General features: G+C 52.9%; 28 protein-coding genes. 25 read left to right on the top strand and 3 right to left on the bottom strand.

Annotated elements, in window-relative coordinates:
* Positions 1 to 23: 23 nt before the first annotated feature.
* The 12 genes from ACAty_RS09530 (at position 24) to ACAty_RS09475 (ending at position 11561) form a co-directional block, all read left to right on the top strand.
* Positions 24 to 1502: a flagellin N-terminal helical domain-containing protein gene (locus ACAty_RS09530; RefSeq protein ID WP_004873035.1), complete on the top strand. Its 1479-nt coding sequence runs from the start codon at positions 24 to 26 to the stop codon at positions 1500 to 1502.
* A gap of 127 nt (positions 1503 to 1629) precedes the next feature.
* On the top strand, positions 1630 to 3261 hold the full coding sequence (fliD, locus tag ACAty_RS09525) for a flagellar filament capping protein FliD (protein ID WP_004873034.1): 1632 nt from the start codon (positions 1630 to 1632) through the stop codon (positions 3259 to 3261).
* Positions 3215 to 3646: a flagellar protein FliS gene (locus ACAty_RS09520; protein ID WP_077272769.1), complete on the top strand. Its 432-nt coding sequence runs from the start codon at positions 3215 to 3217 to the stop codon at positions 3644 to 3646. Before fliD ends, ACAty_RS09520 begins: the two co-directional genes overlap by 47 nt.
* A gap of 50 nt (positions 3647 to 3696) precedes the next feature.
* Positions 3697 to 4056: a flagellar hook-basal body complex protein FliE gene (locus tag ACAty_RS09515; RefSeq protein WP_038472150.1), complete on the top strand. Its 360-nt coding sequence runs from the start codon at positions 3697 to 3699 to the stop codon at positions 4054 to 4056.
* Between the two features lie 4 nt (positions 4057 to 4060).
* Positions 4061 to 5860 carry a flagellar basal-body MS-ring/collar protein FliF gene (gene fliF / locus ACAty_RS14940; RefSeq protein WP_004873032.1) on the top strand — a complete coding sequence of 600 codons (1800 nt, stop codon included), beginning with the start codon at positions 4061 to 4063 and terminating at the stop codon, positions 5858 to 5860.
* Positions 5853 to 6890, top strand: a complete 1038-nt coding sequence (fliG, locus tag ACAty_RS09505) for a flagellar motor switch protein FliG (RefSeq protein WP_070114110.1) — start codon at positions 5853 to 5855, stop codon at positions 6888 to 6890. Before fliF ends, fliG begins: the two co-directional genes overlap by 8 nt.
* A gap of 539 nt (positions 6891 to 7429) precedes the next feature.
* Entirely contained in the window at positions 7430 to 8386 is a 957-nt protein-coding gene (locus ACAty_RS16135; RefSeq protein WP_158007527.1) for a flagellar hook-length control protein FliK, read from the top strand.
* An 11-nt stretch (positions 8387 to 8397) separates the two neighbouring features.
* Entirely contained in the window at positions 8398 to 9498 is a 1101-nt protein-coding gene (fliM, locus tag ACAty_RS09495) for a flagellar motor switch protein FliM (RefSeq protein ID WP_004873026.1), read from the top strand.
* A complete protein-coding gene (gene fliN / locus ACAty_RS09490; protein ID WP_004873025.1) occupies positions 9491 to 9853 on the top strand; it encodes a flagellar motor switch protein FliN in 363 nt (120 codons plus the stop codon). Before fliM ends, fliN begins: the two co-directional genes overlap by 8 nt.
* Positions 9850 to 10545 (top strand): flagellar type III secretion system pore protein FliP, encoded by a 696-nt coding sequence (gene fliP / locus ACAty_RS09485; protein ID WP_004873023.1) that lies wholly within the window; start codon positions 9850 to 9852, stop codon positions 10543 to 10545. Before fliN ends, fliP begins: the two co-directional genes overlap by 4 nt.
* The gene (locus ACAty_RS09480) at positions 10546 to 10824 is read left to right on the top strand and encodes a flagellar biosynthetic protein FliQ (RefSeq protein ID WP_051620793.1); all 279 of its coding nucleotides are present in this window, start codon (positions 10546 to 10548) and stop codon (positions 10822 to 10824) included.
* Positions 10806 to 11561, top strand: a complete 756-nt coding sequence (locus ACAty_RS09475) for a sigma-70 family RNA polymerase sigma factor (protein ID WP_141738432.1) — start codon at positions 10806 to 10808, stop codon at positions 11559 to 11561. Before ACAty_RS09480 ends, ACAty_RS09475 begins: the two co-directional genes overlap by 19 nt.
* Here the strand turns inward: ACAty_RS09475 and ACAty_RS15470 are convergent.
* From ACAty_RS15470 to flgA, 3 genes are read right to left on the bottom strand one after another with little or no spacing between them, the layout of a single operon-like run.
* A complete protein-coding gene (locus ACAty_RS15470; protein ID WP_158007130.1) occupies positions 11547 to 11801 on the bottom strand; it encodes a flagellar biosynthesis anti-sigma factor FlgM in 255 nt (84 codons plus the stop codon). The two genes, ACAty_RS09475 and ACAty_RS15470, sit on opposite strands and share 15 nt — an antisense overlap.
* Before the next feature lies 1 nt (position 11802).
* Entirely contained in the window at positions 11803 to 12135 is a 333-nt protein-coding gene (locus ACAty_RS09470; RefSeq protein ID WP_004873020.1) for a flagellar protein FlgN, read from the bottom strand.
* Positions 12125 to 12796, bottom strand: a complete 672-nt coding sequence (gene flgA, locus ACAty_RS16780) for a flagellar basal body P-ring formation chaperone FlgA (protein WP_226833415.1) — start codon at positions 12794 to 12796, stop codon at positions 12125 to 12127. The genes ACAty_RS09470 and flgA overlap by 11 nt, the downstream gene beginning before the upstream one ends.
* A 45-nt stretch (positions 12797 to 12841) precedes the next feature.
* Here flgA and ACAty_RS09465 point away from each other — a divergent pair, with 45 nt between their 5' ends.
* The 13 genes from ACAty_RS09465 (at position 12842) to cheY (ending at position 24966) form a co-directional block, all read left to right on the top strand.
* The gene (locus tag ACAty_RS09465; RefSeq protein ID WP_070114113.1) at positions 12842 to 13579 is read left to right on the top strand and encodes a FliH/SctL family protein; all 738 of its coding nucleotides are present in this window, start codon (positions 12842 to 12844) and stop codon (positions 13577 to 13579) included.
* Between the two features lie 428 nt (positions 13580 to 14007).
* Positions 14008 to 15354 (top strand): FliI/YscN family ATPase, encoded by a 1347-nt coding sequence (locus ACAty_RS09460; RefSeq protein ID WP_004873019.1) that lies wholly within the window; start codon positions 14008 to 14010, stop codon positions 15352 to 15354.
* 1 nt (position 15355) lies between these two features.
* Entirely contained in the window at positions 15356 to 15796 is a 441-nt protein-coding gene (locus ACAty_RS09455; RefSeq protein ID WP_038472142.1) for a flagellar export protein FliJ, read from the top strand.
* Complete coding sequence (locus ACAty_RS16775; protein WP_082179272.1) at positions 15790 to 16053, top strand: flagellar biosynthetic protein FliQ; 264 nt, start codon at positions 15790 to 15792, stop codon at positions 16051 to 16053. Before ACAty_RS09455 ends, ACAty_RS16775 begins: the two co-directional genes overlap by 7 nt.
* Positions 16050 to 16826 (top strand): flagellar biosynthetic protein FliR, encoded by a 777-nt coding sequence (locus ACAty_RS09445; protein WP_038472138.1) that lies wholly within the window; start codon positions 16050 to 16052, stop codon positions 16824 to 16826. The genes ACAty_RS16775 and ACAty_RS09445 overlap by 4 nt, the downstream gene beginning before the upstream one ends.
* Before the next feature lie 3 nt (positions 16827 to 16829).
* A complete protein-coding gene (locus tag ACAty_RS09440; protein ID WP_004873017.1) occupies positions 16830 to 17972 on the top strand; it encodes an EscU/YscU/HrcU family type III secretion system export apparatus switch protein in 1143 nt (380 codons plus the stop codon).
* Entirely contained in the window at positions 17969 to 20080 is a 2112-nt protein-coding gene (gene flhA / locus ACAty_RS09435; protein ID WP_004873016.1) for a flagellar biosynthesis protein FlhA, read from the top strand. Before ACAty_RS09440 ends, flhA begins: the two co-directional genes overlap by 4 nt.
* A 12-nt stretch (positions 20081 to 20092) precedes the next feature.
* A complete protein-coding gene (locus tag ACAty_RS09430) occupies positions 20093 to 20539 on the top strand; it encodes a hypothetical protein (protein WP_038472136.1) in 447 nt (148 codons plus the stop codon).
* Positions 20540 to 20841: 302 nt separating this feature from the next.
* Positions 20842 to 21408, top strand: a complete 567-nt coding sequence (locus tag ACAty_RS09425) for a MotA/TolQ/ExbB proton channel family protein (protein WP_169737316.1) — start codon at positions 20842 to 20844, stop codon at positions 21406 to 21408.
* Positions 21405 to 22262 (top strand): flagellar motor protein MotB, encoded by an 858-nt coding sequence (locus ACAty_RS09420; protein WP_038472134.1) that lies wholly within the window; start codon positions 21405 to 21407, stop codon positions 22260 to 22262. The genes ACAty_RS09425 and ACAty_RS09420 overlap by 4 nt, the downstream gene beginning before the upstream one ends.
* The gene (locus ACAty_RS16315) at positions 22259 to 22831 is read left to right on the top strand and encodes a methyl-accepting chemotaxis protein (protein WP_004873011.1); all 573 of its coding nucleotides are present in this window, start codon (positions 22259 to 22261) and stop codon (positions 22829 to 22831) included. The genes ACAty_RS09420 and ACAty_RS16315 overlap by 4 nt, the downstream gene beginning before the upstream one ends.
* Positions 22832 to 23330: 499 nt before the next feature.
* On the top strand, positions 23331 to 24569 hold the full coding sequence (locus ACAty_RS09410; protein WP_038472132.1) for a methyl-accepting chemotaxis protein: 1239 nt from the start codon (positions 23331 to 23333) through the stop codon (positions 24567 to 24569).
* Positions 24559 to 24966 (top strand): chemotaxis response regulator CheY, encoded by a 408-nt coding sequence (cheY, locus tag ACAty_RS09405; RefSeq protein ID WP_004873008.1) that lies wholly within the window; start codon positions 24559 to 24561, stop codon positions 24964 to 24966. The genes ACAty_RS09410 and cheY overlap by 11 nt, the downstream gene beginning before the upstream one ends.
* Position 24967 lies beyond the last annotated feature (1 nt).

The raw sequence follows: 24967 nt of genomic DNA, 5'->3' as shown, positions 1-24967 counted from the left end.
TTTTATTCAGACGAGGGTTTGTCATGTCTACTGCATTCGGCTCTATCAATACCAATGTGTCCGCATTGGATGCATTGAATAGCTTGGGTAATACCAACCAGACCATTAACCATCTGCAGAACGAATTGTCTACGGGGCTTGCGATCAACAGTCCAGCCGACAATCCTGCCGGGTACACCATTGCGCAGGGCTTTACTACCCAGATCAACGGTTCGAACCAGGCGATTTCGAATGCCAATCAGGCGGTTTCTCTGCTGCAGACGGCCACCGGTGCCCTGGGACAGCAGACCAGTATTTTGCAGAACATCCGCACCATAGCGGTGCAGGCGGCAAACGGTACCAATACCACCGCCGATCTTGGGTCTCTACAGTCTACTGTCGGCAACCTGGTGGCCCAGATTACTACCATTTCCCAGCAGACCCAGTTCAATGGCATTAACCTGCTGGACGGTAGCTTCTCTGGAGCGCAGTTCCAGGTGGGCGCTAATCAGGGGCAGGTGATCACGGCCAGCATTGGCAGCACCGCCGCTGAAAATCTCGGTATGTATACCACCACGCCGTCCGGTTCGGTTTACGGCGGCAGCACCGGAGCCTATGGCAATGGACTGGCCTACGTCGCTTCTACCTCCGGTGCCTTCAGCTCTGGCACTATGACCATCTATGGTAGCCAGGGTAGTGGTGCTGTCACGGTATCGTCCTCTGGGGAGTCTGCGGCCAGCGTGGCGCAAAGCGTCAACCAGGTTGCCAATCTGACCGGTGTGAACGCCCAAGCCTATACCAGCGTCGCGTTTAACGTGACGAGCACAGGCGATATCAGTTTCTCGCTGGGCAATGGTACCAGTGGCAGTCTCAACAACGCGGTGTCCATTTCTGCGGACGTCACTAGCTCCAGCGCTTCTGGGATGTCGAGCTTGGTGCAAAGTATCAATGCCAGTACGTCTACCACGGGTATTAGTGCATCGGTGAACACGAAGAATCAGCTGGTGCTGACGGATGTTAATGGGAACAACATCAGCATCAATAACTTCAGTGGGTCGGTGTCGATGACCGACAGTGCTGGTGGATTGACGCTTGCTGCCGGCGCGACCTCGGGTGCCACTATTCAGGGCGTGGTTTCCTTCCAGTCGGCAAGCGCATTCACGGTATCCGGAGGGTCGGATGTGGGCGTTTCTAGCGGCAGCTCCCTCTTGAACCTGAATCAGGTCAATGTGGCGACCCAGTACGGTGCGAGTCAAGCGATTACCATCGTGGGTTATGCCATCCAGCAGCTGAACGAGCAGGGCACGCAATTGGGCGCAGTCCAGCAGCGTGTGGAGTCGGCTCTGTCCAATGAGCAGACGACCAATACCAACGATCAGTCTGCCCAGTCCGTCATTCAGGATGCGAATATTCCGCAAGTGAGCACACAGTTGACCCAGGCGCAGGTGTTGCAGCAGGCGGGTATTGCGGCACTCGCCGCCTCGAGTCAGACGCAGCAGGCCTACTTGAAGCTCTTGCCTTAAAAGGGCTTGGTACTCATCCCAAGTGGGAAACCCAGTCTGTGGACCCGTCGGTATTAGGTGGGTCCGCAGGTTTTTTCCCTGTCGCTTCGAGAGGCGGTAGGGAAAAGATCAGGGTAGGGAGGTTCGCATGTCTATTTCCGGAGTGTTGAGTTCCAGCCAGATCCAATCGTTGGTGAAGGCTGCCGAAAACCAATACAACGCACCTATCGCCACCCTCCAGGCCGAGGCCAAGCCATTGGAGACGGAGATCAGCGCGTACGGCAACCTGTCTTCTGTGCTGGGGGGGCTGCAGAGTGCCGTACAGGGGTTGATGGACCTGTCCAGTTTGACGCAGGTGCAAGCCAATGTGGGGAACAGCGCGATCCTGAGTGCCACGGCCAGTAATGCGGCGCCGACAGGAAGCTATTCGGTAACGGTTTCTGGCCTGGCTACGGCGCAATCCCTGTACAGTAGCGACTACTCCAGCCAGACGTCGGCCATTGGCACAGGCACACTGTCGATTCAGGTGGGTAATGGTGCTGCGGTAAACATTGATGTGACCAGCAGCAACGATACGTTAGATGGCTTAGCCAATGCCATCAATCAGTCGGGTGCCGGAGTCACTGCCAGTGTGGTGTACGATGGTACGGGATATCGGCTGACAGTGATCGGAAACCAGACGGGCTCGGGCAACGCGTTTAGTATCAGCACCACAGGTTCGGCGCTTTCGGGTTTTTCTTATGCGTCCGGTGCATCTGGTATGACGGAAAGTCAGGCGGCACAAAATGCTACAGCGTCAGTAAATGGTATTTCTCTAACTTCAGCAAGCAATACGTTTTCTGGCGCAATTCCTGGCGTGAGTTTTACGGTAAGTGCAACCGGCAGCACCAGTATATCGGTTGGGGTTTCGACCTCAGATGCGCAATCGGCCATTCAGGATTTCGTGCAAGCCTTCAATAAGGCTTCCAGCTTCATTCAGTCAGCGACCGCGTATACGCCGGCCAGCGGGACGGCAGCGGTGTCTGCGACGGGAACCGTTGCTTCTGGGACTGCAGGACCGCTGATTGGTGATCCTGTAGTTCAAGGTATTGAGAACCAGTTGCTGTCCATAATATCCACGGCAACGGCTATTGGTTCTGGTGGGGCTGCAGATGCTATTGGATTTGGGAACATAGGTATCACGCTCACGTCCAGTGGCACCATTACGGTAGACCAGTCTGCTTTGAATAGCGCATTAAGCAGTAATTATGCGCAAGTCATGGGTTTGTTTGGAGCGATGGGTGGTTCGAACAACCCGAGCGTTCAATTTTCAGGGGCGACCTCTGGAACGGTTGCCGGAGTGTACGATGTTAACGTAACGGCGAATTCGTCGTCGCTGACATCGGGTACGGTCAATGGCTATGTAGCGTCCGGTAGCAATGGGATGATGACGGTAACCAGTGGACCGGCAGCCGGAATGACGTTGTCTATCGGAACGGGGACGCTACCATCTGCATCGGTATTTTTCAATCAAGGTATCGCGTCTTCCATGGCATCTCTGCTGGATGGCGTCCTGGGGAGCAACGGGGTCATTCAGCAAGCGCAAAACGATTTGCAATCGCAATTGACCAATATGAATTCGCAAATCACTCAGTATCAGCAGGCATCCAAAGAGCAAATCTCGGCCATGGTCAGCGCGTTTGGTAATTACGAGAATGTATCGGCCCAGGCTTCTACTACGGCAAACGACTTGAATGCTATCTTCTCTAGTCTCTTCGGGGGGTCTTCCAGTGGCAGCTAATCCGTATGCTTTGGTTCGCAACGAGACAGCGACCCCACTGGATCTCTGGGATCGGGGTTATCGTCGTTGCGTCGCCCTGCTTCAGGGAGCGAAGCATCTGATGAGCAGCCGTGATCCCGCGGACCTCATGGAAAAGGCCCGTTTACTCCACGACGCCTTTGCTATCGTGGAGTTTTGGTTGGCAGCTCTCCCTCCAGATGATGCGGAATCCACCGCATCCACGAATCCCTCGTTCCAAGCGCGGTTGCGTACTGCGTATACCTTTGTTTTGCATCGTATCGTCAAGGCGAACCTCAACAATAAGCCAGAAGACCTTGAGGAAGCCCTGAAGATGCTGCAGCACCTGCGGCAGGTCTTCCGTAAAGAGGAAGGTGTCGGAGAATAGGCACGTTTATTGCCTCATTGCTGGAACGATTCAACAGTGAGGAGTAGCTTGTGCCCATCCCCGCGATTTCTTTGACAAGCTCCACCATGGCGAACATGCTGGAGCAGTTGCGTGCTCTGACGGTCCCGCAGACGGGGCAGACCCCGTTGGTCCCTGCAACTGCATGGCGTTCCGATGCAAGCGGGTCTGGATTTTCCGAGTTGATTCGTAAGGGATTGGCAGAAGTTTCGTCTGCACAGGCCGCGTCCAATGCCGAACAGCGCGCCTTTGCGGCCGGAGGTCCGGAGGCTCCATCGTTAGCGCAGACCATGTTGTCCATGCAGAAAAGTGATATCGCATTCCAAGAACTTATCGCTATTCGTAATGAGTTAACGCGCGGCTATGAGACATTGATCTCCATGCCGGTCTGACACGATGCGGATACCGTTTTCCGTAACCAACGGTCCGAGTGATTTTCGGAACTGGTGGCACTCCCGGAACCAACGTCAGCGTCTCACCATTTTGGGTGGGATAGCTTTGGTATTGGCCGCGTCCCTGGGGATTGGGGAGGCCGTCAGCCATACCAGCTACGCCGTCGTCTATTCCGGGCTCAGTCCACAGACAGGGGGGAGCGTTATAGCTGCCTTGCAGAAAGGCGGTATACCGTTCCGGCTGCTGGACAATGGCAACGTGATTGAGGTGCCGAAAGCGGATGCAGCACGGGTGCGCTTACAGTTAGCCGAACAAGGATTGCCCGCTCAGGCGACGAGTGCGCTCTGGCATCAATTGCAGAACGAGAAGCTGGGCACCTCCAGTTTTGTGGAGCATACGACCTATATTCGCGCTCTGGAAGCTGGATTATCCAAGGATATTGAATCGATTCAGGGGGTCGAGGCAGCAACCGTCAATCTCGCCATCCCCAATCGCACACCTTTCCTGGAGCGTATGCCGAGCCCTAAGGCTGCAGTTACCCTGAAGCTCGCACCAGGTATGATGCTGACGCAGGAGCAGGTTTATGGCATTACGCATCTCGTGGCATCGAGCGTGCCTGGACTGAAGGCGGGTTCTGTGACCGTGGTCGACCAATATGGCCGGGCATTGACAGCAAAGCCTACAGGATCGCAATCGTCCGCTATCTTGCGGTTACAACAAAGAGTCGAATCCGCCTATCGCAAGCAGATCGTTGATCTGCTTGCTCCTATCGTTGGCGGAAAACGGAACCTACGGGTCGCCGTGGATGCAAATATCGATCTATCCCATACCCAGAAAAGTTTTGTCACGTATGGAATGGGCCATGTGGTTACTGCTGCTGTGGAATCTTCGCGCACGAAAGGCAGTGCATCGAGTTCTACCTTTGGTATCCCTGGAGCGCTATCCAATCAGCCTCCTGGTAACCCACAGGCACCGATCACCGCTCCTGCAACGAGTGCAGCACCGGGGCTGACGCTACAGGAGATCCGGGCGATGATACCCAGATCCAGCCAGGCCAACCAACGGTTTCATTATGTCCTGGATAAGACGGTAGGGTTTACCAAAGGAGAGCCGTGGAGGCTGACGAGTCTTTCCGTATCGGTGCTCATCAATGGCAAGTCCATCTCGCCAACGAGTGCGGTTTCTGCAAAGCCGGTCAGCGCAAGCACTGTGAGCGGTGTCAGCGCGGCTACAACGTCTGCGGTTAGACCCGCAAGCAAACGCCGGACGCTTGCAGGCATACCGGAATACGGTCCCAAGACGCTTTTGCAGCTGAAGAGGATGGTTACCAACACGATCCATGCATCGGCACCTCAGGGGACAGTCGTGCTGTCTGTTCTACCATACGAGCGCCCAGCGCCGATTCCCCATCTACCTTGGTGGCGCCGGATTTCCCCGTGGGTGGTGTGGAGCCGTTTAGAGTGGTTTCTCCTCGGATTGATCGCTTTGCTCTTATTCCGGAAGCTGGCGGTGGAGTTTATGAAACAGCGTAAAACTATCTTCTCACAACAGCCGTCAAGCGATGCGTCGAGTTCTGGCGAGGATGCGCCGGATAAGGGACGCAGCAATGTGCCGCCGGTACAGAATGTTTCTCCATCCATCCCCCTGGATCATGCTACGCTCGATCTTAACGGGGTCAGTCAGGCAAGTCTTGAAGAAAATCTGAATACGATCAAAGAGCTGATTCGTTCCGATACAGTTCGGGCGGTAGAGGTTATTCGTGAGTGGATCGGTAACCTTGGGGAGGTAGACGGTAATGGCTGATTTGTCCGGTTCTGGAGGACCAGCGTCTTTGAATGCTGGGCTAGATTACGCCGCCGTATTCCTGCTTGGGGTGGGGCCGGATGACGCGGCTTTGATCCTCCAACAGCTTAATCCGAGGGAGATCCAGCGCATTGCTGCAGCCATGTCACGGCCACGAAAGATTACCCGTGAGGCGCTGGAGATCGTGATGCAGGATTTCGTTGATCGTCTGAAGCATCAAACGTCGGTCGGTGGGCGTCCTGAGCATTATCTGCGAGAGGTGTTGGCCATGGCCATGGGCCGGGACAAGGCTTCGGAGATTCTGGATCGTATCGTTACTGGAGGCGAATACGCCGGATTGGAGATTATCAAGTGGGCTGATCCCAAAACCATTGCCGAAATGATTCGCTTCGAGCACCCGCAGATTCTCGCGACGATCCTCGCGCACCTGGATTCCGAAAAGGCGGGGAACGTGCTACACAATCTGCCAGACAAGATTATTCCCGATATCATTTACCGTCTGGCCACCATGGCACCGGTGCCGCCCAACGCCATCCGCGAATTAAATGAAGTTCTTGATCAGCAGTTGTCTGGTCAAATTACGAATACCATTGTTCAAGGAGATGCGGGTGGGCCGAAAGCCGCAGCCGAGTTGCTTAACCATCTGGAAACGAGCCGCACCAAGGTGTCCATGGAACACGTTCGCGCAATCGATCCGACCTTGGCACAAAAGATCGAGGATTATATGTTTACCTTTGAAGATCTCAGGAAACTCGATGACCGCTCGTTGCAAGTACTCTTCCGTGATATCGAACGTGATACACTGGCGATTGCTATGAAGAATGCCTCGGAGGATTTGCGCAGCCGAGTTTTTGCAAACATGTCGGAACGCGCAGCAAAGATGCTCCAGGAGGATCTGGAAAGCAAAGGGCCGTTACGTCTCTCCGAGGTGGAAAGCGCGCAACGGGAAATCTTGGCGACAGCGCAGAAGCTGGACCGCGAAGGTGCCATTATCCTTAGGGGTGGAGAAGATGACGAGGTGCTGGAATGAGTACAGGCACGGTCATATCGCCATCGGAATCCCTGGCCAATGAGGCGTCGGGGAAAAGGCTTTCGACCGGCCCCGGGGCTACAGCGTCGGGAAATGCTCCATCGTTGACTTTTCAGGGCATATCCAAGGAGATCACGGATCGCCAATCTGCGCAGGAGCAAAGGCCCTCGGCGGCGCGCCGGGCCCATCCCAAAGCGCGTGTGATGCCGCCGTCAGCCTCTTTAGTGTCGTCCATGGTTGAGTTGATGCGGGCTACTCAAGTGGTGTCGCTAGACGGTGTTTCTGGGGTAGAGACTCATGCTGGGCCCGCCTCGGCGCAAGCTGCTACGAGACCGCACAACGCGGTTGCCAAATCGACTACCAATACCCTGTCTGGACCGGCTTTGGGTAGCCTATTCAGTCTGCTTCTAGGAATGCAACCATCGGCACCGAATACGGAAGCGGGAAGCCAGAAAACCGAGACCATTGCCCTCCGCCCAGCTCACCCAGAGGAAACCCGACTCGGTACAATGGTTGGAGGAAAGCTGACCTCTAGAGCCGTGCCAGATGTCGAATACTCGACACCGTTGGCAGAGATGCAATCGATATCTAATAAAGGAGTACAGCCATCGGTTGTCGAGAAGTCGTCAGCCGATGATGTCGAAAAATCGACATATCGCACTGGACGAATGGATCTCTCTGTGACTCTACCCTATGCCAGGGCCGATTTCGTTGTGGAGCAGTCCAAGAACCGGCAACGTTTGGCCGTATCTGGCGAAAATCGGGTGGTTTCGGATGGGGTGGAGTCGGTTAGATTCCGGCTACTCACAACCAACTCTCGGCGGAATATGGCAGAACACGCTTCTGTGTCGTGGGCACGGTCACTGGCTGGTACTGCTACCACCCATACCTATGCAGCGCTCGATTCCGCGTCCAAGAATACCGATGCCCTGAACGCTGGGACGCAACCGGCGATGGGTGTGGCGCAACCGGGCCTTGTTGCGGTCAATGACGGAGAAGCTCAAGCGGTGGTTCCGCAGCAAATTTCGTCCCCCGTCCTGCACCTCGGTGGAACCGGATGGCCATCTGTGTTGGCGGGGCAAGTTGCTCGCCTTACCGTGGGGCACAGCATGGTGATACGTGTACATCCGGAACGTCTCGGCCCGATCGAGGTGCGTGCGACTCAGGGTGTCGGGGGGCTCGCCATTCATCTAACGGTAACTCATCCGCAGGTAGAGCAAATATTGCAACAGAACATCGGTATGGTTGCCAGTCAGATTCAGGTTATGCAAACCACACCATCAGCGCCAGTGAGTGTGTCGGTACAAATGAACGCGGCACTTGCAAGTGGGTTTGGCTCCATGGGCGGAAACCCTGAAAATCACCAAGGTACCCCGTATACCGCGTCGGCCGGGCAGACTTTTTCGAGTACCGACTCCATGGAGATCCCGACAGATGCTGCGGATGCTGGAAATGTCGTAACAACGGACGTCCGGTTTTTCGAGTCGTGGGTGTAAGGATTTAGAACATGAATCCAGAAAACGGTGGATTAAGCCAGGAGGAAATAGACGCCATGATGGGCGGCGGTAGCCCATCGGAAAAAAATACAGATGCCGATGACGGCCCAGGAAAAACGGTGGGAACGGAGGCGCGCCGTACGGATCAAGCTTCGACTTCTCAGGCACCGACGTCGTCTGGACCGACGATCGTTCCTCTGGACCTATTAAATCAGGATCGGATGAACCGTAGTCGAATGCCGACCATGGAGGTGCTGAACGACCGTTTCGCGCGATCGTTTCGCGGCAGTCTTTTCAATTACTTACGCGTTAATGCGGACATTATATCGCTGTCCGCGCAGATTCAAAAATACGGGGAATATATTGGGAAAATCGCCCTGCCTTCGTATTTTGTTATGGTGAGTTTGACACCATTGCGCGGAAGCATGCTTTTTATCATGGACCCCTATTTATGCTACGCAGTCATTGAGGCGTTTTTTGGAGGTAATGGGCGCTTAGAGCCAAAACTCGAAGGCCGAGATTTTAGTGTCATCGAGCAAAGGGTTTTCAACAAGATCATCGACCATGCTGTAGAGGACTTTACATCTGCGTGGGAACCAATCATCAAGCTACGCCCAAAAGTACTGCGTTCCGATGTAAAGTCCCAGTTCGTCAGTATTGCATCCAGCACCGAAGGCGTCGTGGGAAGTGTGTTTGAAATCGAGATGGAACGTTGGAGCGGAAAGCTCTATACGTGTATACCGTACAACACCGTTGAACCACTGCGCGAACAACTAGTATCCGGCGTAGCTGCCGATCAGTCGGAAATGGACCCTTCCTGGAAGCAGATGCTACATATGGATATACAGAACGCCATGGTTGATGTGTCGGTCATCCTGGCCTCCCAGGATATCCCGTTGAGTCGGGCACGGACATTGCAGAAGGGGGACGTATTGAGCTTCGATCGGGTACAAGATGCACGTGTGTATGTAGAGGATATTCTTATTGGCGAAGGGCGATATGGTGCGTTCAAAAATCAGTACGCTGTAAAGCTGGTTTCGTATCGTACGCCCAGCGAGGAGGATGTTCTGCAAAGTATCCGATTGAAAAAGGAGGGAATTAACAATGAGTGATTCAACCGATGACGCAACCAATCCATTGCCAATTGAGCATTTTGATTCATCGGATGAGACTAACGAAAAGTTGCTAACTCCGGGCTCTCCATCGGTCGATTTGTTAGTGAACGTTCCCATGCGGATATCGGTAGAATTGGGACGAACCAGAATGCCTTTTAAAAATATTCTGCAATTATCACAGGGATCGGTGATTGAGCTGAATCGTGCGGTGGGTGAGCCGCTGACAATATATATAAATGGGGAGATCTTTGCGTATGGTGAGGCGGTACTTGTAAACCAGGAACGATTTGGGGTGCGCTTGACAGCTTTGGTGAACAAGGAAGACCTGATACAGAATCCACGGGAACCATGATGGCTCCTGGTGGCTTGGATGTGTTGCATGCGGTAACGCAGGGTCGAGGTATCACGTATAGCCTGCCCGTACAAACGGTCATTCTAATGACCGTGCTGACGTTTTTGCCGGCTATCGTCTTAATGATGACTGGGTTTACGCGAATCATCATCGTTCTGTCTTTATTGCGGCAAGGTCTCGGATTATCTACAATGCCGCCGAATATTGTTTTGATTGGTCTTGCGTTGTTTCTGACGTTCTTCGTTATGCAGCCAACTTGGTCATCCATTAATCATCAAGCGCTTATTCCTTTGGAGCAGGGGAAGGTGTCTGTGACTAGGGCGCTAGCGATCGCGGAAAAGCCGCTTCGGATATTTATGCGAAACAACACGACCAAGGATTCAGTAGCACAATTTCTTCGTATGGACGGCATTAAGAAGACTTTACGCTCGGAAAAGGATATCCCAATGCGGGTTTTGATTCCTGCTTTCGCCGTGTCTCAACTGGAATCGGGGTTTGAGCTCGGGTTTCTGGTGTATTTACCTTTTCTGATCATCGACTTATTGGTTGCGGCGGTGTTAATGGCGATGGGCATGATGATGGTATCTCCGCAAACCATTTCGATTCCCATTAAATTATTGTTATTCGCTCTTGGTGGAGGCTGGCTTTTGGTGACCGGAACGTTAGTTCGGAGTTTTTTTTCGGTGGGCTAAATGATTCACGATGGTTGGATGCTGGAAGCGTTGACTCAGGCTGCCAAGACGGGACTGTTGATGGGTGCACCCCTCTTTGGTGTGCTCCTATTTTCCGGGATTTTCATAGGTCTGTTTCAGGTCGCCTCTCAATTGAATGACATGAGTGTAAGTTTTGTACCTAAGTTCCTGTTGTTCGTCCTTGTCGTGGTTCTGTTTGGCGGTAGCATCGTTGGGTGGTATATCCATTTTTTTGTGCACTGGTACGAGGAAATTCCTCATTGGATACGTTTTCACTGAAAATGTACGGACTCGGATCAGATAAGGTCAATGATCGGGATGTTGGCCGCTATCTTCGAGCGTTGCATCCGATGATCCTGCGGGTTGCCAAACGTATTCAGGACACGTTGCCTGTGGATCATCTGGATGACTTAGTTCAGACTGGTGTAACTGTTGCTTGGGAGCATTATGAGCATCACTTGCGCCATTCTGACCCGGAGAGTTTTCGACGTTGGTTGTTTGTGCGTATTCGTGGCGCGATGTTGGATTTTTTGCGTGATGAAGATCCCTTTCCGCGAAGGTTGCGGGACCAAAGTCGGAAACTAGAAAGAGCGGCTGCTCAATTTCGGTCTAGGGAGATGCGGGAGCCCAGTGATCGGGAGTTGGCTGAGGCGGCGGGTATGGATCTGGATGCATTGCATGCGCATTTCATCGCCGCGTCCCGAGCGGCGCCGGATTATCTTGAAGACTATTTGATGGACGGCGTTGAACTGGCCGCAGAGCCAGGACAAGCGGGTCCGGACGTTCATGCTGTTCGACAGGAATGGGCGGTCATTCTGGAGCGTGCCATCAATCGTCTACAAGAAAACGAGCGTGTCGCTCTTTCGCTATATATCCTCGAAGGATTGACGCTGGAAGAGGTGGCGGAAGTTTTAGGGTGTGGGAGCAAGAGTAGCGCCTTGCGTGTCGTCAATGCCGCCATTTTCAAGTGCCGCTCGTATCTTGCGGAGCAGTCTTTGTCGTTAGTCGATTTTTAGCCAGGCGCGGGCCAACTTGCCGCTGTCCACGGCGTAGGTCCCCGACTGCACCTGTTGCTTCAATTCGGCAATGCGCTGCTGATGTGCAGTATCTGGTGGTGGTGCTTGTATGTCCGAGACCGAGCCTGCTGGATCCGGCAAACCAGCGGCTGGTATTCGAGTGGTTGCAACGGTGTCCCTCTCGTTCGAGACAGGGTTGTCTGTTGATACGTGCTGAAAAATCTGGGTTTCACTAATCATCTCATACCTCGCGATAGCGCTCGTACGCATTCTCATCCCGGTCTACAGGATCATAACCGAGTCCCTGGATATGCAGCAATTTTTGATGGGCGTTACGCCAAAAACGGAGCGCGGATTCGGCCATGAGTCCATTCTCGGAAGATTTATCCAGGATACGCATCAATGCCGTGCGATACTGGGTATAGTCCTGCCGATTTTGAAAGAGTTTCAGGAGTTGCAGCTTGCGCTGCGATATCCGCGTCAGGGCCTCATAGTTTCCGCTGCTAAGCGCTTCCCGCTCGCTGTCCAGTAACTGCTCAAATTCGTTGAGGAGGTTCTCGGAGTCAAGAAGCATGTGACCTCCACGGAGAGACCCATACGGTCCCGTTGGCGGATACCACACCCGTCAGCAGCTTATGGCTGGTCGTGTTGCGTACCAGAATGCTGGCTCCGGCGCGACCATTTTCCATGGCGATCCCCATGGCACTTGCCACGACTCCGTGTTGCCGCGCTTTCAGCATGACTCGTTCTCCTTGTCGGATGATCAATGGAGCAAGTAAGTTCTCGGGGCGTATCGGCATGCCTTTGGCGATGCCGGCATTGACGGTATCGCCAATGACCTGGTGGATGCTTGTACACACAGAGCCTGTCTCGGCATCGATCCGTTCTCGCCTCACCTCAACGCTATTGCTCTGTATTACGGTACCTGGAGCCAAAAAGTTTCGTGCAATCACGATCGTGGACGTGTAGCTCCGTTCGAATGGAACGTAAAGCGACCATCGGCTGGTTGGAGCTTCGCATGAAACGCGTACGGTGAGCGCCCATTGGCTTTGACTGGAGATCTGCGCCTTGAGCGGTTGCGGGCACGCCCGGACCCAGCCTGCCGTGGTGGGTGGGTTGCCTCGATAATGATCTCCCTGCGCCCGGGGAAGTACGGATTGCGCAGCTTGTAGGACGGCGGGCTGTGACTCCCAGGTTTCGGCATGCCCGATGGGACATATGAGGACGCTGCTCATGAATGTGAACGCTAAGACGGCACGTTTTTTGCTGACCAATGGCTCATGGCAACGCATGAAACGATTTCCTCATTTCGCTTTGAACGACTCGATACGGAAGCACCCAAGGGTGATTCAGCAATATCTGGGCCAGGGAGGGATATTACGCAAGATGTTGAGTCCCGACACGCAGACGCGCATTCCGCCCTGCAGGAGGAGCTGTCGAAGATCCGAGAGGCGGCCCGGCGTGAGGCATACACGCTGGGGCACACAGAAGGGTTGGAGACCGGCAAGAAATTGGGACGAGAGGAGGGCTACGCCGCCGGCCGCGAGGAAGGGTACCGCGATGGTTTGAAGGAGGCGCAAAGTGCCGCACAACTACTTCGAGAGGCTGCCCAGCAATGGGCTGGGATTGAGGCACAGGTTGCGGACTTTTTTGAGCGGGCAGTCTTGCAACTCACGTTGGCAGTATCCCGTCAGGTCATTCGCCGTGATCTGGCGAAGGAAACCGCCGACGATCTCCGTGCCCGATTGCAGGGTCTCGTCGATGCACTGCGCCTTGACAATTTGTTAGTAACCTTTGCCTTGCATCCAGATCAGGTCACGCTATTGCGGCAGCATCTGCATGCACTGCCAGACTCGTGGAACCTGCACCCCGATGCTCGTATGGAATTGGGCGGCGTGCGCGTGCGTGTGCAATGGCCGGAGGGATTTGACGGCGTCGTTGCAGCCCAAGAATGGGATGCGCGGATCGAGACTCGATGGTCTGAGGTCGTTTCGCGCATCTTGGAGGGGGGCGGATGACACGATCCACCGCATCGCCCCCAAAAAGTCTAACTATTGCGCAGCGCTATCTCGAAGACTTGTCGGCGAGCCTCGATGTGATGTTTCCGCTGTCTCCATCCGGTCGCGTGCTTCGTGTGATGGGAGTTGCGTTGGNNACCAGTACTCTCTTGCATGGCGCACTCCTCATTCGTTGCGAATCGGATCCAGAAACCCTTTTCTAGCAACAGTGCGCCACCCTCCTCAAGCTAGTTGTAGACCTCCCGTACACCAGATTCGAGCATAGCTCCGTGGAACCTGCACCCCGATGCTCGTATGGAATTGGGCGGCGTGCGCGTGCGTGTGCAATGGCCGGAGGGATTTGACGGCGTCGTTGCAGCCCAAGAATGGGATGCGCGGATCGAGACTCGATGGTCTGAGGTCGTTTCGCGCATCTTGGAGGGGGGCGGATGACACGATCCACCGCATCGCCCCCAAAAAGTCTAACTATTGCGCAGCGCTATCTCGAAGACTTGTCGGCGAGCCTCGATGTGATGTTTCCGCTGTCTCCATCCGGTCGCGTGCTTCGTGTGATGGGAGTTGCGTTGGAGGCCGTTGGCGTCCCGGCGATGATTGGTCAGGGTGCGCGGATCGAAACCCCAGAGGGGTGGCGCCTAGGTGAGGTTATCGGTTTCCACGGCGACCGCGCTGCGGTCATGCCGTTCGGCGGGTTGCGAGGGGTTTTTGCTGGTGCGTCGGTGATTCTGGCAGACCAGGACTCCATGGTTGCGGTCGGTGATGCGCTACTGGGGCGGGTAATCGATGCACAGGGTCGTCCTCTGGATGGTCGTCCATTGCTAGCAACGCAGCGTCGTCCCTTGCGACAACCCGCTCCACACCCTTTACATCGTGCGCGTATTGTCAAACCGCTGGACGTGGGTGTGCGAGCCATTAATGCGCTCCTGACCGTAGGCGAGGGGCAGCGCATAGGACTGTTTGCTGGGAGTGGGGTGGGGAAGAGTGTGCTGTTGGGGATGATGGCACGACATACCCAGGCAGACGTCGTTGTGATAGCCCTCATAGGTGAGCGCGGACGTGAAGTGCGGGAATTCGTGGAGGATATTCTCGGCGATGGTCTGTCGCATTCAGTGTTGGTGGTTGCGACGGCAGATGCTCCGCCAATCTTGCGAATGCGCGGGGCGGAATACGCAACCGCCATAGCTGAGCACTTCCGAGACCAAGGGAAACGAGTTTTGCTTATTATGGACTCGCTGACCCGGTACGCCATGGCTGCGCGAGAAGTGGGTTTAACGGCAGGCGAATTGCCAGCAACAAAAGGGTACCCACCTTCCGTATTTTCGACATTGTCCGTGTTGACGGAAAGGGCCGGCACTGCGGAGAATGGGGCAATTACGGCATTCTATTCGGTATTGACTGAAGGGGATGATCTTCAAGACCCCGTGGCGGATGCGGCGCGTTCCATTCTGGATGGCCATATCGTGCTGTCGCGGGATTTGGCTGCAGCGGGGGTGCTACCGGCGATCGACCCGGCAGTCTCCGCGAGTCGAGTTATGCGTAGCATCGTTGACACGGAACACTTGGCGCTGGTCCAAAGGGTTATGTCGTGGTGGGGAAACTATCGGGAAAAGTCCGATCTGATTGCCATAGGCGCATACCGTCAGGGAAGCGATCCTACTCTTGACATGGCAATGCAGAAGTATCCCGCAATTTTGGATTTCTTGCGGCAACATCCAGAGGAATCGTCCCATTTCTCCGCCAGTCTTTCAGCACTACGCCAACTAGTTGAGGAACCGTGAGATGAATGTCTGGGACGTATTAGATCGATACAGTGCTCATCGGGTGGCGTTGGCAGCGCGTCAGGCTGCCGAGCAGGAACATCGACTTGGCTATGCGAAAGGTCAATTGGCAACTATGGACCAATATATTTTGCAGATTCAATCTCGTTCAGCAGAGTGGATGAAAGAAAGCTCCGGGTGCCCAGCTTTTTTGTTGTCGGGAGTGCAGCACTTTCAAGATACCGTACGATCTGTTGCGAACACGCAGAGACGCGTGGTAGAGCAGGTGGAAAGAACCCGGGAGGACGCATATCGCCATTTGCAGGCAGAGCGCCTCGAACAGAAACGAATGCAGAGCCTTACCAAACGCCGTGAGGCGCGTGCGGCAGAACAATCGCGTCGTAGAGAGCAAGCGATTCATGATAATCATACGGCTAATCGCCATCTGAGAACGAAATGGTGACATCATCGGAAGGTGTCGTGCTATTTACCAGCGCCTTGCATTTCCTGCTGATGGCTCTGTTACCGATCGCGATCGGTACGATGGTCGTTGGGTTAGGAATCACATTGCTGCAATCGTGGCTACATTGGAACGACGTATCCCTCGCATTTATCCCTAAATTGCTATTCGTTATCGGAATCTTGGTAATTGGCTGGCTTGGATTTGCCGATCACTTCGCGCGATGGTTCCAAGAAACGGCGAGGATCTTACTGCCATGACCGCAGGGATGCTCGCCTTCACACAAGCGCAGGCCGATCATTTAGTAGAATTGATTGTTTGGCCTACTGCTCGGATACTTGCGTTCATCGCTACAGCACCCTTGTTTTCCTTCAGTTGGTTGCCAACATTGTGGAGACTCGGTTTCGGCCTGGTCTGTGCGTGGGCCATACTGCCCGCCCTCTCATCTCTGCCTTCATGGCCAGGTATGGGTGGAGCGATAATAATACTGTTCGCACAGGTCGTCATTGGAATTTCACTCGGCCTAGTCTTCCGTTTTCTGGTTGGAACCTTCGAGGTTGCCGCTGGCTGGATTGCAATTTCCATGGGCCTCGGATTCGCTACTACCATATCTTCGCAATATGGGGAGCAGAATAATACGTTGAGTATGTTGTTTGAATTCGCTGTTATCTTTTTTCTCATTGCCGACGGTGGAATGCTTGGGATGATCCAAGTCCTTACAGAAAGTTTTCAAGCAATTCCGATAGGATATACCTGGTCATCGTGGAATTGGCTTTATTGGGCAAATCTTGGTCAAGCGATTTTCACCGACGGGGTGCTAATAGCAATACCCGTTGTTTTACTGTTGCTGGTGGTTGATTTAGGCATGGCAATCATAGCGCGAATTGCGCCGCAAGTTAATATTTTTGCAATCGGATTCCCTGCCTTGATTGTGGCAGGGTTCTTTGGATTGCTGATGCTAATACCGTATTTTCCGTCCGCGGTTAATCACATATTCTTTTTCTTTACTAAGAATTTATATGTGAGGAACTGATACATGTCCGAGGCAGAAGAAAAAACCGAAAAGGCGTCGCAGAAACGACTCGATGACGCCAAGAAAGACGGGAAGGTTCCCCGCTCTCAGGACTGGACGGCCAGTTTAGTACTATTCGCTGCGACGGCGTTGCTCTGGGCTGCGTCGGGTTCCTGGGGAACGGAAATTTTGAGTCGGATGGTAGTCGGACTTTCGGTATCGTCATTGCATTTTCGCGCCGATTGGCAGCGTACGATATTACAGGAGGCTGCGCCTCTATTTGTAGTTTTCTTGATGTTTGGGGGTGTGATCTTGGTATCGGCCATCGCGAGTATTTTGCTCGTCGGTGGCTGGGTGTGGAGTCCGGGAAAGCTTTGGGAATGGGATCGGCTCTCCTGGACTAGCGGACTAAAACGCCCATTTACTAAGAAGGGCTTCTCGGTCTTGTGGGAAGACTCAGTAAAGACCGGTCTTCTCGGAGTATGTATGGGGCTTATCGTTTGGGGGCAGAAAGGAGTTTGGTTTGCATTGCTAGATATACCACCAAGACGTGCTATCAGCCTTGGTGCCGCTATTCTAGTTAAGGACTTTTTTATCTTTGCCTCGTTACTTCTAGTGCCTGGGGCAATCGACTGGTTTTTGCAAAGGCGTTTCTTTCTGGAAAGTCAAAAGATGTCCAAACAGGACATCAAGGATGAGCACAAAGAGGTGGATGGAAACCCTTTAATCAAATCGCGTATACGGCGTTTGCAAAGACGAATCGCCCGCATGCGCATGATGAAATCCGTTGAGAAGGCCTCCGTTGTGTTGATTAACCCGGAGCATTACGCGGTCGCCCTGAGATACACAGAATCGATGACCGTCCCCATTGTAACGGCTAAGGGGATCGATACAATTGCTTTGAAAATACGTGAAATTGCCAAAATACATGGCGTACCAATACTGGAGGCGCCGTCCATGGCAAGATCGTTGTATAAAGTATGCGATATCGGTGACCTTATTCCTGCCGGGCTATATGAAGCCGTCGCGATTGTGCTAGCCTATATTGATCACTTGCATGAAGCAAAAATTGGGAACAAGCCTTTACCCAAGGATTGGGAACATACAGGCTTGGGCAAACGGTTAGGGGTTGAGTTCGCGCGCGAGATAGGAGTTGAGGATTCGTGAGGGACGCAACAGTAACTACGAAGACAGACGCCTCGGTTGTAAAATCGAAGTGGTCGAATCTACAAACCTTGCTAGGTCCAATCGTTCTGGTAATGATTCTTACCATGATCGTGGTACCATTGCCGCCGATTCTGCTTGACGTTCTGTTTACCTTCAACATTACATTCTCCTTGCTAATCTTGTTTGCTGCGTTCTACACCAAAAAGCCTTTAGATTTTTCCGCCTTTCCAACGGTTTTATTGATTGCAACGCTCCTACGTCTGGCCTTGAATGTTGCAGCGGCTCGCGTAATCCTGTTGGACGGATATCGTGGCGATCAGGCGGCCGGTGTGGTGATAGAAAGTTTCGGTCGATTTGTCGTTGGCGGAAGTTACGTGGTAGGCATCGTCGTATTTGCGATTTTAGTTATCATTAATTTCGTTGTGATCACCAAGGGGTCAACCCGGATAGCTGAGGTGACTGCACGTTTTTCATTGGATGCCATGCCTGGCAAGCAGATGGCGATCGACGCAGACTTGAATGCGGGAATGATCAATCAGGAGCAGGCAAAAAAACGCCGTGAACTCATTTCTGCAGAGGCAGATTTTTACGGGAGTATGGATGGTGCCTCCAAATTCGTACGAGGTGATGCGATTGCTGCCATTCTGATTATTATCATCAATCTGATTGGTGGTCTTATAGTTGGTGTTTTCCAACATGGTATGAGCCTATCCAGCGCCGCGCACACGTATACGTTGTTGTCCATAGGCGATGGACTGGTCGCGCAGATTCCGTCTTTGGTGATATCCATTGCAGCGGGATTGCTCGTCAGTCGCGGAAGCGATGATGCGGAAATGGGACACCTGGTCTCCAGGCAGTTATTTTACGATAATCGCTATGGGTTACTGGTTACGGCTATCATTCTAGGGATTACGGGAATTATTCCAGGGATGCCACATTGGGCGTTTTTGTTATACGCCTTGCTCACGGGTAGCATCTGGTACGTGCTCCAGAGATCAAAGGTGCGGGAAGCTGAGCAGGTATCCGCTACCACAGCGGCCGAGGCTCCTGCTGTCGTTGAAGAGCCCATTGACGCCCGGGTGTTAAAGCGAGTCGAACCCATAGGATTAGCCATTGGCTATCAATTGATTCCGCTCATGCAGAAGGATGGAGAGTTACAGAAGCGGCTTAATCTTTTACGTCGAAGAATCTCGGAAAGCGCGGGCTTTGTTTTGCCGGCGATTCATGTTACTGACGATCTTACGTTGCGTCCAGGAGGGTACCGCATCGAAATTCATGGGATCGGAGAGGCGCATGGAGAAGTGCACGCAGACCAGTTGCTGGCGATTCCTTCGGGTTCGGACACACCGCCGATCTCAGGCTCACGCACAACCGATCCTGTGTACGGCGCAACAGCATTCTGGATTGCGCGGGAGCGCGCCGACGATGCGGAGCTGCTGGGGTATACGGTACTCGATGCGGCGACTGTGGTGACCACGCACTTGCACGAGGTTCTGCAGAAACATCTAGCCGACATCTTTGGGTTGAAGCAAACTCAGGAATTGCTCGATGTCGTTGCCAGGCGGAATGAGAAGTTACTCGATTCCGTGATTCCGCGTATCGTGACGGCTCCGAAACTCACCAAGGTGTTGCGCGACCTGGTGAGGGAGCAGGTATCGCTGCGCGATATCACGGCAATTTTGGAAAGCCTCGCGGAGGACGGGAAGGAAAATCTTCCCACCGAACAATTAGTCGAAATGATCCGTTCTAGGTTGGGACGGCAGATCGTAACGGATTTGCTGCTAGGTAGGGATCGTGGTGCGCCGCTTCAGGCTGCGGTGATGAGCCCTGAGATGGATTCCGTGCTCCAGACTGCCATACAAACGGCAGCAGCGGCCGGCACTGCACCGACGTTGGAACCGTCGGTCTTGCTGCACCTTACACAGGCTGTAAGGCAGGCGGTTACACAGATGGAGGGCCAGTCGATGCGTCCGGTCATTCTCGTCCGCGATGCTATCCGCTATGCGCTGTCTGGGTGGCTTCGCTCGGCCGGGATCGTGGTACCTGTGCTCGGCTTTGCGGAAGTACCAGGGGAGATTCAGGTGAAAAGTGCCGTTGAAATTCGCTGACGAGGGAGATGGATGCAGAAAAAGTATTGGTTGATCGCAGGTACTATCGCCGCGCTTGGCGCAGCTGGGGCAGGATGGATACTGGAACGCCAGAGCGTGCCTCCGTCCCAGTCCTCTGCCATCCATTTGCGACATACCGCGATTCTCGCGTTACCAGAGACAACGGTAGCCGTACCGCAGCCGGGGGGCAACTCCACCTTTCTTGTTCTCGGGCTATCCGCCAAAGTGACAACATTGCATGCCCTCCCAAAGACCTGGATGGCTCAGCACGATGCGCAAATACGTGCGGAAATCCTGTCTACTCTGTTGAACATGAAAGATCTCGGCGATGTCGAGAAAAGTAGCGCGCTGCGTACGCAGGTTCGTATGCTTGTTGCTAAGAAAATAAGCCACGCGATCAGTACCAACCCGCGCCTCGTAAAAGTGCACGTCTATATCACTAAGCTCATTTTACAATAGTTGGGAAATTAGATAATCATGTCAAATGCTGATAACGTCAACACGGATGCTGAAAAGTCAAAAACAGAGAAAAGTAAATTGGATGCATTGTATCCGTTGGGCTTGTTTGGCGGCGTCATGGCTCTGATTGGAGCCGGCCTTGTTGATGGGACGAGCCCTCTATCGTTTGTAAACCTCGCGGCCCTATGCATTGTCTTCGGGGGCACGATCAGTGCCACCGTCGTGCAGCATCCCTTGCGCGTTGTGGTTCGCAGTTTGGCCATGCTCGGTGGGCGATCACTCCACCCTATTATGAACCCAGCGTGTTTATCGAACAGCTGATCGAATTGGCGCACAAATCTCGAAAATACGGATTACTATCGCTGGACGCTTTAATTGACGATATTGAGGATCCATTTATGCGCAATGGCTTACGTATGGCAGTAGACGGCACAGGTACGACCACCATCATGCGTACCTTACGTCTGCGTCTGCATACCCAAACCGAGCTCGATATGATGGCAGCTGGACTATTCGAAGCCGCAGGAGGCTATGCTCCCACCTTCGGCATTATGGGTGCCGTCACCGGGCTCATCGAGGTCATGCATCATCTTAGTCATCCATCCGAGTTGGGAATGGGAATAGCCGCGGCATTCGTATCTACGGTATATGGATTGGTACTCGCTAACGTTTTTTGTATCCCCACCGCCAACCGCTTACGTACGGTTATTGCTGAGCAACTAGTGGCTAGAAATGTTTTCATGGATGCGCTGCATGGTATCGTTACTGGGATAAATACCTTGGAGTTACGGACTATTCTAGAGAGTTATTACCTGCCAAACAAAAAGTCGGGAGAAACAGAAGACAGTACCGCAATGGAACCCGCATGAGCAAGAAAGACGATCTGGAGGAACTTGAGCAGCACCAACGTAAAAGCCAGGATGCGGCAGCTGGAAGTGGGCGGTGGCTTATATCCTATGCTGATTTTATTACTCTGTTATTAGCGTTTTTTATTGTTATGTTCTCAATTTCACAGATTAATAAGGCGAAAGTTGAGGGTTTTGAGCGGTCCGTAAATATGGCGTTCGGCGGCAAACCTCCGGTTGTTCGCGTCGCGCCACCACAAGCCAACGAACCATTTCACCATCTCCCGAGCCCCATTCCATTGGTTGCGGTGCCGCCTGCTATTAGGAGCGCTATATTACGGCAAACCCAAATCATGGCGCGAATGCGCTCCGAGTTGCGCAAAGCTCTGGCGCCGTTAATTCAAGCGCACGAAATCCACGTTATTGCTACCCCGACTGGAACGCGGATTCGGATCAATGCAGACGTACTGTTTAAAAATGGCAGCGCCCGATTGCAGCCCAAAGCGCTTGCCATAGTTGATGCAATAGGTAAGATTCTAAGTAGATTTCATTATCCTATTGCTGTAGATGGGTACGCAAATAGGGTGCCGATACACACCGCCCGATATCCCTCTAACTGGTATTTGTCGGTTGCTAGGTCGCTATCGGTATTGAATCGCTTCTTGCACGATGGTATTCGTCCAGATTTGCTGCGCGCCACGGGATATGGCCCGACCCATCCCGCAGTTCCTTATTCACCGAAGTTGATTAACAAAGCGTTGATCGAAAATCGTCGCGTCACTATATTTGTCCAGGCAAATACTGCGGTTATTATGAAAACCATTGACGCGTTGGTGCAGCGGAAAATTGCTTTTATTAGGCATAATACACGGAGATGACCATGGACGATAATTCTACCAATTCGAATACAATGGAGGATATGCTTGGCAAGTTGGAAGGAAGCTTGCAGTTAGCTCGTGAAGCTTTGCAACAGGTTGGGGCAAGCAATGCGTACCTATCGGAGATGATTGGGGAGATGGATTTAGTGGAGCAAGCTATACGTCGGCTGGACGAATTAGTGCATAGTTTTCTCGCTCGTATACGATCCATTACAACACTGACGGCGAGCGTGCGAGAAATCTCGGCACAGACTAACCTATTGGCATTGAACGCGGCTATTGAAGCCGCTCGCGCGGGCGAACAGGGGCGTGGGTTTGCAGTCGTGGCTGATGAAGTTAAGAAGTTGGCGGAGCGATCAAATAAGGCCGCGCGAGAAATCGAGGGAATCGCGCAAGGCGTGGCGGATATGGACTCCGAAGTTCAGGCAGGCATTGCCGATGGATTTCAACATTTAGCTCAAGAGCAGGCTGCACTTGAAGCGGTAGTTGACGTTTTGGGAAATGCCAATGCCGCTGCGCGGGCTACGGAGAAAAAGCTCACAGCCCTATTATCGGGACTTAATGTGTAGGGTGGTATGGACTAAGAAATTATTTTTAATCGACTGGTACACGCTAATGTCTCGCCGATGGCATCTGTCTCTACGAATAAATGTGCTCCGATGGTTTGCCATCGGCGCCATAGTCGTTGTGACCCTGCTAGCACTGCTGGCACTATATGCTTTGAACGTGCACCTTCAACGCGAGACCTCGGCACAACGATCTATAGATAGACTGTACGGATCCGAGCTACTCTTCGATGAATTGGTATCGGAAACGCACCTGCTGGTTGCAGGCCGCTGTGATACTGCATGTACGTTGGAACGAACGGCGAATCTATACCGCCTCTCAACAAAGGTTGATCGGATAGGGGGTGTGATATCGAACCAGGCGCTACCTACGCTCGGTTTAACTTTATCTAAGGTTAATTCCCGTCTGAATAGTGTGGTGAACTTGGTTGAGCGTGGGCATATCCACACTGCACGGTACGTATATTATAATCATCTAAGGCCATTGTTCAAGGTACTGCGCATGCGTTGGGCGCGCGCAATCACTTCCGAAAAACGAGTATTATCCCGGCAGACTTCCAGTTCAGCGGGTTTTTATGACTGGATGTTTTGGACTCTGATCTTTGCTGGGTTTCTGGCAATTTCTGTGATCTGGTTTTTGGGGAGTTTCACAGTACGCAGGATCGAACAACATCTTAAACGAGTGGAGAGTGCCATCCGATCCATCGTCGATGGAAAATACATGGCGACGCTACCGTTGGAGACGGTAAATACGGTTGGTGGGATTGCTGATGCAATGAATATGTTGGCGGATCAGCTCCAAAGGATGAGCCTGAAGACGTCATCTGCGATACGTTTGCAGATTTGCGAGAGCCAGAATATTGTGGCGGAGACATCGGGGCTCTCGGAACGAATGACTTTTTGTCGGGATCATTTGGTGTCTATTAATGCATCTTTGGGTGAGATTGTGGAAACCGTCGAACGCGATTTCCACCTGGTCGAAGAGTTTGCCAGCGGTGTTCTTCAGGCCAAAGCTCTGACAGAATCAAATAGTGACGTTTGTAATAATACCATAGATACAATTCGTGCGTTTGAACAGCCGGTCGAACACATAGCAGGATCGATTGCTCATATCGTCGCGGCGAGTGAGCATATAGATAGCATCATTGGTGTTATTCAAGAGATTGCAAGGCAGACCCACATGTTGGGTCTTAACGCTGCTATCGAAGCTGCTCGAGCCGGTGAGTCTGGCTGGGGATTTGCAGTAGTTGCAGACGAGGTGCGCGAATTGGCTATTAAGACCCGTGGAGCAACGGACGACATTTGCTTATGGGTTCAGAAGGTCCACTCTCAGACTGTTTCAGCGTCATCTTATGTCGCTGAGTTCCGTAGTCTTATTCATGGACGTATCAAGGATGGCCAGGCGGATAGTGAGAGAGTTGAGATGCTTTCGTCGGCGATGGCCGACCTTTTCGATGGTGCTTCTGGATTATCGTCCACTGCCAGATCGCGACTTTCGCTGACTAGTAGGATTAATGACGACATGCGGAATGTTTTGGAATGTTTAAATAAGACTGAGGAGATTATTCAGTGTACACGAGCGAAGGCCACGGCTGTTATGCGGAGCGAGTTAAAACTATGCGAGTACCTCGCGCAGTTCCTGGACATCAATTATCCGAACTTATTGTACCCGAAGTCGGAGACCGTGATGCTCGATACGATTTCTGAACCGGGGGAGGAGGCTGTACAGAGTGGCAATTGAAAATGTAAATAAAGAAGAAGTCCAATTCCTCGTTGTGGACGATTTTGCGACTATGCGTAGAGTTGTGCGCAATCTTTTGCGCGAGCTGGGGTTCAATAAGGTGGAAGAAGCAGAAGATGGGGTGGATGCGCTTCAGAAGCTTCGCAGCAAGCCTTTTAACTTTGTCGTGACTGATTGGAATATGCCGAACATGCAAGGCATAGATCTTTTGCGAGCAATTCGCGCAGACAGTGCGCTGCACGCGATCCCGGTGCTCATGGTTACTGCCGAAGCAAAGCGTGAGAACATTATTGAGGCCGCTCAAGCCGGCGTGAATGGCTATATAGTTAAGCCGTTCAACGCGGATACTTTGCGGGAGAAGCTCGATGCTATTTTCAAACGGCTACAAGGAGCTTGAC

The sequence above is a fragment of the Acidithiobacillus caldus ATCC 51756 genome (genome assembly GCF_000175575.2).
GTDB classification, from domain to species: Bacteria; Pseudomonadota; Gammaproteobacteria; order Acidithiobacillales; family Acidithiobacillaceae; genus Acidithiobacillus_A; species Acidithiobacillus_A caldus.
Note: the sequence above shows the minus strand (reverse complement) of the source record. Positions and strands in the feature narration are given on the sequence as shown.